A 3,625-nucleotide genomic window follows, 5' to 3' on the forward strand; every position below is an offset into this window, starting at 1 on the left:
GGGGTCATAACTTACAACCCAAGCAGAGATTTCTGTTCTCTACCCCAGCGTACGCACTCGTTTCGATAATTTATATAGGCATCCCGCTTTGTTGTCTGCGTAGCACTCAAAGGCTCACCATAAACTGCATTATTAATCGTGTCGGCGGTGTATTTGCGTTCATCGTCGGCGGTGTATCGCTGCCTGATCTTTTCCACCACTCTCGCATTAATCAGCCTGACGTGCGGGCTTTCCCGTTTGATCTGCTCTCGTAGCTCGTCGGTCAGCACTACGTCTTCCGGTTTGATCTCCTCGGGCTGAATGGGCAGCACTACGCCTTCAGGTACGGCGACATAAGTAAAACCATTATCCAGTGTCGCCAGTTCTGTAGTCAGTCGATCGCCGTTTTCATTCTCAGCCTGGTGCAATTCGATGATGGTGTAAGCGGTGATATGTTTGCGGTAGCGAACAATAGAGACCATGGTTTATCTCTCTGGCATAGTTGAGTAAGTGGGTGAGCGAGGCGGTTTGTCGGGCATGTCCAAGAATGGAGATACAGCTTTCCAATTTATCTTTCTTGGCCGACTGCTTGAACTTGTACAGCGAATGCTTGCGGATAAACTTCTTGCTGCGCCAAGTCCTGTAACCAACAAAGTTCAAACCGTGTTTTACTTTCTGGATAGTGGATTTTGAGAGCGTCATTGCAAGCTCTGTATCCAGCCATTGAATGATTCGTTGACGATAATCAAGGCACTGGTCACGGCTCAGGCCGATCAGAATAAAGTCATCCACATAGCGAAGGTAATNCAGAATAAAGTCATCCACATAGCGAAGGTAATGCTTAACTTTTAATTCCCGCTTAATAAAGTGGTCCAGAGGATTCAGGTAAATGAGCGCGTAAATCTGGCTGAGCAAGTTGCCGATCGGTATGCCTATCGGCCCCTCATAGTCAGCAAACTGCATCATGATCCTGATGAGCCGCTCATCCTTAAGCTTTTGCCGGATCTGCTTTTCCAGAATCGCCCGGTCTATCCGATAAAAGAATTTCCGTAAATCCAGTTTCAGCGTGTAATCGTCCGGTTTGCACTGCCGCAACATTCGCTGAGCGGCTGCACTGGCTTTGTGCGTTCCGTACCCAACACGGCAGGCAAAGCTGGTGCTGATAAACGTCTTATCGAATATCGAGTAGATAATCCGATAGATGGCGTGCTGCACCACCACATCACGAAACGACGGTGCGTAGATAGTCCGCTCTTTCGGCTCGTAGATGATGAATTTAAAATAGGGCTTGGGTCGGTATCGGTCTGTCCATAATTCCTGGTAAATCTTTTCCAGATGAAACCCCAGTGATAACTCGAACTGGAAGCACGCTCTTTTATTTCGCTTTCCCTTTCTGGCGTCCAGATAGGCGTGATAGAGATTGTCACGACTAAACGCCTGCTCAAACAAATGGCCGATTCGTTTCATGGCAATAAAACCTGATGGTCGACTTTCTGATGAATCAGCAAAGCTACTGAAAAGATTTTATCGGTTGAGTTCGCGTAACGCAGGACAGCGCATCCCTGTGCTCCACTATTTCCGTCAGGAATATGAGGAAGTGTTTCACAGTCGGCCCGGCACCCAACATTGTTGTTCGAGTTGTGGCGATAGTTGTTGAGATTCGCGTACCACACACCTGCATTCGAACCATTGTTCCAGTTGCCGCCGGATTGGAGGCAAAGCATATTGAGGCGCTGCCCTTTCCTGCTTAATCGGTGGCTGGTTGCTTCGCCTTTTCAGATTGCAGCCAACCGCCGATCATTCTGCCAAGCTCATCAACGTGACGACTGATCGCAAGGTAGCGTTTAGCGGCTACCTCTGCCGGATTGTCGGGGTATCGTCGTCCGTCCTTAAACTGGTAATACTCCAGCTCATTAGCCAGGTTGAGTTGCATCCTGAGCTGCTGGTGACGTATATCCAGATTGGTGAGAGTGGTCTTTTTGTGATACCGCTTCTGAGCCTCGGTGATTAAATCATAGACTTCATAGGCGGTATCCCTGATGCGCTGGGATAGCGCGTACTTCTCGTGTTTCGGGAAGTGGTTCAGGTAGATATTGAGCAATTTGGCAAAGGCCACATATTTTCTATGCAGCTCTGCCTCGGAGTGTATCGACATGGGGTTTACCGGCGCTACCGCGCCTTAAGACAAATAACAGGCGGCCCGGCACCCAACATGGTCGGCCGAGCTGTGGCGAGAGCTGCTGAGAGCCGCGAACCACACACCCGCATTCGAACCATTGCTCCAGTAGCCGCCGGAGAGGAGGCAAAGGTTGGCGCGGTGATAGCTGTATAACCCGTCACGACCAAACTGGTTGGTGCCGCCAGAAGAGCCTCCGTCCGGCTGGAAGATGCCGAGTCCGGTCGTCATCCAGCCATTTCCAGAAGTCTCCGCTGATAACACCGGATTCTCGTTATTGCCGAACCGTACCCAGTTGGAAATATGCTCAATGTGAGGCAGTGCCACTACGTCATAAAGCGTGGCTACGTGGTTAATATCGCCCCATGCGTCTGTAGGTGTATTCCAGCCGCTGGTCAGGCTGGCCATTGCTACCGACTCTTTCAGGCACCAGAAGTCACCGCCGTTGTTTTCAGCCGCATCGCCTGAGCTGGTGCCAGGGCGAGTGATACCAATTGCCACCTCATACATCAGGCCGTTCAGGTCGGCAATGCCGCACGCTTGCCCGTTGTGTGTCGTTTTTGCGAACGGTGAGCCTGAGCCGGTTTTGCCGCAATTGCTGTAACCGTCTGACACATAGCTGACGGTATTATCATCCGTGTCGCCAAGCGCGTTGTTGTTACAACCTTTCGGGTAGTTCTTGACGCCCGCCGCATCGAACCATGCACAGTAGGCGTCATTGGTTGCGCCCTGACCGTGAGCCAGTGAGAGCAATGCTAACGCTGAATGGATAAACCGGCTTGCCGGAAAGAATACATCACCACGGGTTTTGCAGACTTCGACACTGCCGCCATAGTTGTTGGGTGCGACTACTTGAGAATAAGGATTATGTGAGCCGCTGCTGGACATTGGCAGCCCGTCTTTGATGCTCGATGCTGTGCCATTGTTGGCGGAGACCATGTACTTATCGACAAAGAGCCCACGTTGCACCTGACCGCCATCAATAAAAGCCCGGTGTAATGCGAAATTGTCAGCCTCGGCTGCGGCTCTGGTTTCGTAATCTGATTCCGCTGCAATCTCAATACTGTTGCCGGTGATCCGGTAGTAGAACAGTGGTACCCAGCACATGATAGAGCCATCGGTGTAGCGATAGTTGCCGTAGTCGTCACTGGTGGGTGATGTCGTGCCGGGCAAAGGTGAGAAGCCAACAGGCAATTCAGGACAGATACCAACCCCAAAACCTGCACCTCCAGTCCTGCCGATAAAGTTCGGCGCTGCGCTGGCATAGTGCGGGTCAATCCATCCGATATCAATAAACCCGCCTTTTTTACCGATGGGTATTTTGCCCTCGGCCGGCGTAGTGCTGGCTTCACCGCTGTAGACAATTGCCTCTGCCTGAGCGGCTGCAGCTTCGGACCGGTCGGCATGATTGGCAGATGACTGGTTATTCTGTGCCGCCTTGCTCGCCTCGGCGGTGGAGCGGTCGGCCTC

At 51.7% G+C, this 3,625-nt stretch carries 4 protein-coding genes; all 4 read right to left on the reverse strand.

What is annotated here, in order from left to right:
* Window positions 1–11: 11 nt before the first annotated feature.
* A complete protein-coding gene (locus ABD892_RS00985) occupies window positions 12–461 on the reverse strand; it encodes a hypothetical protein (RefSeq protein ID WP_345192913.1) in 450 nt (149 codons plus the stop codon).
* Window positions 394–1,446, reverse strand: a complete 1,053-nt coding sequence (locus ABD892_RS00990) for a reverse transcriptase domain-containing protein (RefSeq protein ID WP_345192915.1) — start codon at window positions 1,444–1,446, stop codon at window positions 394–396. The genes ABD892_RS00985 and ABD892_RS00990 overlap by 68 nt, the downstream gene beginning before the upstream one ends.
* Before the next feature lie 280 nt (window positions 1,447–1,726).
* Complete coding sequence (locus tag ABD892_RS00995; RefSeq protein ID WP_345192917.1) at window positions 1,727–2,134, reverse strand: four helix bundle protein; 408 nt, start codon at window positions 2,132–2,134, stop codon at window positions 1,727–1,729.
* Window positions 2,135–2,158: 24 nt separating this feature from the next.
* On the reverse strand, window positions 2,159–3,625 hold a 1,467-nt coding region (locus ABD892_RS01000; RefSeq protein ID WP_345192919.1), incomplete at its 5' end, for a hypothetical protein.

The organism is Kistimonas scapharcae (assembly GCF_039540975.1).
GTDB lineage: Bacteria > Pseudomonadota > Gammaproteobacteria > Pseudomonadales > Endozoicomonadaceae > Kistimonas > Kistimonas scapharcae.

Excerpts from the sequence above, each read along its gene's own strand:
- ABD892_RS00985 (WP_345192913.1), bottom strand. The coding sequence starts at position 461 with ATGGTCTCTATTGTTCGCTACCGCAAACATATCACCGCTTACACCATC.
- ABD892_RS00995 (WP_345192917.1), bottom strand. The coding sequence starts at position 2,134 with ATGTCGATACACTCCGAGGCAGAGCTGCATAGAAAATATGTGGCCTTT.